Source organism: Lacticaseibacillus salsurae, from assembly GCF_045862175.1.
GTDB classification, from domain to species: Bacteria; Bacillota; Bacilli; order Lactobacillales; family Lactobacillaceae; genus Lacticaseibacillus; species Lacticaseibacillus salsurae.
This window is the reverse complement of sequence record NZ_BAAFZI010000102.1, coordinates 1-3681: the sequence shown is the minus strand read 5'-3', so window position 1 is coordinate 3681 and position 3681 is coordinate 1. Positions and strand designations below refer to the sequence as shown.

Sequence of the window (3681 nt, the reverse complement as noted above, 5' to 3'; positions counted from 1 at the left end):
CTCAACTTTTGCACGGAACACTGCACGAGCCTTGATCACCGGTATTGCCTATAACCTGGTTCAGCTCTTTAAACAGCTCTTTGTCTCGGAAGACCGTCGTTCAACCATCTCCTCGCTACGGTTCAGTCTCTTTCACATCGCCGGTAGGATTACTTGGCACGCCCGTCGTGTGGTGATTCATCTTGCTTCTAACTATGTTTACAAGAACTGGTTTAGTCGGCTCATGGACGAAGTCCATCAGTTGGCGACCTGAACTGAATAACTGAATAGGTCGTGCGTCGAGCCGAAAACTGGGTCGGTCTGTTCGTGGTGCATCGATCACCAACTTCTCCGCTCAGTCAGTATTCGCAACGCTCCAAACGTTGCTTTCAGACCGGCCAGATGCGATTTCATGTCCCAAATACCGAGGTGAATAATCCAGGATATGTTAGCTTCTCAGACTAATTCCTGTGGCTTTATCGTCCCCAGGTTGCCATAGGGACTTGGCGTACTTCGCCTTAGTCCCATGGACACTGCAAGGTCACAGGAACTAAGCGATTACGCTAGCGTGGCGATTCCACGCGCAAGAATGTTCTGTGCTGCGTTATGATCGCGAATGTGATGTTGGCCACATCGCGGACAATTCCACTGGCATTGGGCTAACGTCAGCTTATCAGTGCCATTTGTACCCATGATAAAGCCACAACCGTGACAAGTCTGAGTGGTATTTTTTGGATCGATCGTCACAAATTGCTTGCCGTATAGGGATGCTTTATACATCATCATATCCAAGAATTCACCCCAACCAACATCGCTGATGCTTAACGCTAAGGCATGGTTCTTCCGCAAGTTCTTACTCCGCAATTCTTCAGCGACCACCAAGTCGTGGTTCTTGACCAGTGTGGTGCTGACAATGTGTAGAAAATTCTTGCGCTGATTCGCCGCTTTGCGCTGTTGCTTGGCAACAATCAAGCGTTGTTGCTGGTAATGTTTGGCTTGGTGCAATGGGCGATGTTCTTGTTTCGCTCGCCTGGCGCGACGAGCAAGCGTCCGCTGCGATGATGCCAGCTTGCCCATGATTCGGCGATAATAACGCGGATTAGCCACGATATCACCATTGGAGTCCGTCAAGAAATTCTCCAAGTTCAAGTCGATGCCAATCTGCGAGCCCGTCTGCTTGGCAGGCTTCACGAATGGTTGATCAGAACCTAACTGAAACGACACATAATAATCCCCGCAAGCGTCCATCGATACCGTGGTCGTGCCAATACGAACATTATTTGTACGCGCAAAGAGCCAATTAGGCATTCCGACAAAACGCAATCGTCCGATCTTGCCCAGCGTAAGATGCTTTTGATCCAGCAAACGCACCGAACCATTGGTCATCGTTGGTCGCCCGTGCTTAACAAGATAGTGGTTCGAAACTTGATAAGACTGTTCGACCCGGCGCTTATGAAACTGAGGAACACTAACTGCAGGCACTTGTCGAAAGAGATTCCAAGCCGCGCGATAATTCTTCACTGCATTGGCTTTCATGTCTGAATCAAAATCTGGATGGTTGAGCCAGCCGTGGATATTAGCGATACCGGCAACAGGACGCTTCAATCTTTCAAGCAGGGTGTCAATTCGCTGCAAAACAAGCGTAATTGGGCAGTGCACTTGTCGCAATGCGTAAAGTTCACGATTCATCGCGACCAGCTCGTTATAAATAAAACGACTAGCATCGCTGTTACGTTTGATTAAGCGCTTTTGTTCAGTAGATGGGTAAACTCTAATGCGCACGCCGAAGTGATACGGGAGTTTCGCCATGGTCACGGTCTTGGGCTTAGACATCCTGACACCTCCGTCATAGTAACGACAGTATATCAAACGTACGTTCGCATGTCAAATTACACTTGAGGGGTGCCCGCCAACTTGCATTCCTCCCCCGATTAAAATCGGGGGATTCTTGCTTCAACTATATTGAAATAGCAACATGAGAAAATAAGGCATGGTGATCACCGCCACCACTAAGCCCACTGGCAGCGTCGCCGGCAAAAATAAATTGTTGGCCACGGCATTGCTGGCTAGCATCAACGTCCAACCCACCGCGATGGTCATGATCAGCCGCGTGGTAAATTGGCTGCCGACTAAGCGCTTGGCGATGTTGGGACTCATCAAGCCGATCAAGGCGATCGCGCCACCGACTGCCACCGCAATGGCGGCTAAGCCAATGGCCAGCGCCATGAGGATCAACTTGGTGAAGCGAATATTAACGCCGGCAGCTTGGGCCATGTCATCGCCAAGATTCAACATGTTAAATGCCGCGCGGTGCCACCACACGATACCTAACAAGATGATCGTCACGACCCCATAGCCGATCAGAAACTGCCAATCCACATTCCAAAAGCTACCAGTCAGCCAAGTCAACACGCGCTCAAAATCAAAACTGTTCATATTCAGTTGCAACAGTAAGATCACGCCATTAAGTAAAGCCGTCAGCGCCACCCCGCGCAATAACAAGCGCAAGCGGTCGTGATGGGCGCCGACTTGTTGCACCAACATCAAGGCACAACAGGCACCTAAGATTGCGGCCAGCGGCAACCAAGTTTGCACTGATAGGCCTTTAAACCGTGCCGAAAATGCGATCAAAAGCACTGCCCCAAGGCTGGCGCCGGCATTCACCCCTAAAATCGATGAATCGACTAACGGATTTTGCGTGAGCTGTTGCAACAACAAACCGCTGGTTGCCAAGGCACTGCCGCAGATCAACGCCGCGACCACATAAGGTAGGCGCATTTGCCACACCACCAAAGTCGCGATGCGATCGCCTTGGCCGCCTAATGCCGCCAGCACTTGGCTAAAGCTTAAGTGAATGTCGCCAAACATCAAACACGCCAGCGCTGAAACCAGCGCCAAGGCGCCAACGATGAGATACCGCCAAAAATTTTTCATGCGTGCACCTCATTCGGTTGGCGCAACATCGCCATTAAAAATACGCCGCCACAAATCGCACTTAATGCCGATAGCGGCAGTTCGTTGGGTGCGTTCAACGTTTTGGCCACCTGGATTATTCACCTCGGTATTGGGGACATGAAATCGCATCTGGCCGGTCTGAAAGCAACGTTTGGATCGTTGCGAATACTGACTGAGCGGAGAAGTTGGTGATCGATGCACCACGAACAGACCGACCCAGTTTTCGGCTCGACGCACGACCTATTCAGTTATTCAGTTCAGGTCGCCAACTGATGGACTTCGTCCATGAGCCGACTAAACCAGTTCTTGTAAACATAGTTAGAAGCAAGATGAATCACCACACGACGGGCGTGCCAAGTAATCCTACCGGCGATGTGAAAGAGACTGAACCGTAGCGAGGAGATGGTTGAACGACGGTCTTCCGAGACAAAGAGCTGTTTAAAGAGCTGAACCAGGTTATAGGCAATACCGGTGATCAAGGCTCGTGCAGTGTTCCGTGCAAAAGTTGAGCTGTCTGTTTTGTCAAAGCCAAACCCGCATTTCAGCTCCTTAATTTGGTTCTCAGCATTGCCCCGCTGTCTATAGGTCTTGAACAAAGTCTCTGGAGCCTCGGAGGCCAGGCTGGTCACTACGAATGCGTGGTTCCAGGGAACTAGCTCATCTGCCGTATGAGTAGAACATACGATAACACGGCGAGCTTTACCCCATGACGCGGCCTGATACTTGAATTCGTGGTAGACGCATTTG

At 50.4% G+C, this 3681-nt stretch carries 4 protein-coding genes; 1 reads left to right on the top strand and 3 read right to left on the bottom strand.

Going from position 1 to position 3681, the window contains the following annotated elements; all coding sequences use genetic code 11:
* On the top strand, positions 1-253 hold a 253-nt coding region (locus ACKTSG_RS13815; protein WP_407891817.1), incomplete at its 5' end, for a transposase.
* A gap of 284 nt (positions 254-537) precedes the next feature.
* On the opposite strand, the gene ACKTSG_RS13810 is transcribed toward ACKTSG_RS13815, so the two are convergent.
* The 3 genes from ACKTSG_RS13810 to ACKTSG_RS13800 form a co-directional block, all read right to left on the bottom strand.
* Positions 538-1812, bottom strand: coding sequence for an RNA-guided endonuclease InsQ/TnpB family protein (locus tag ACKTSG_RS13810; RefSeq protein ID WP_407895573.1), 1275 nt, complete (start codon positions 1810-1812; stop codon positions 538-540).
* A gap of 120 nt (positions 1813-1932) precedes the next feature.
* Positions 1933-2913, bottom strand: a complete 981-nt coding sequence (locus ACKTSG_RS13805) for a FecCD family ABC transporter permease (protein WP_407895572.1) — start codon at positions 2911-2913, stop codon at positions 1933-1935.
* A gap of 278 nt (positions 2914-3191) precedes the next feature.
* On the bottom strand, positions 3192-3681 hold a 490-nt coding region (locus tag ACKTSG_RS13800; RefSeq protein WP_407893424.1), incomplete at its 5' end, for a transposase.

Coding starts and splice junctions, on each gene's coding strand:
- ACKTSG_RS13805 (WP_407895572.1), bottom strand. CDS start 2,913: ATGAAAAATTTTTGGCGGTATCTCATCGTTGGCGCCTTGGCGCTGGTT.
- ACKTSG_RS13810 (WP_407895573.1), bottom strand. CDS start 1,812: ATGTCTAAGCCCAAGACCGTGACCATGGCGAAACTCCCGTATCACTTC.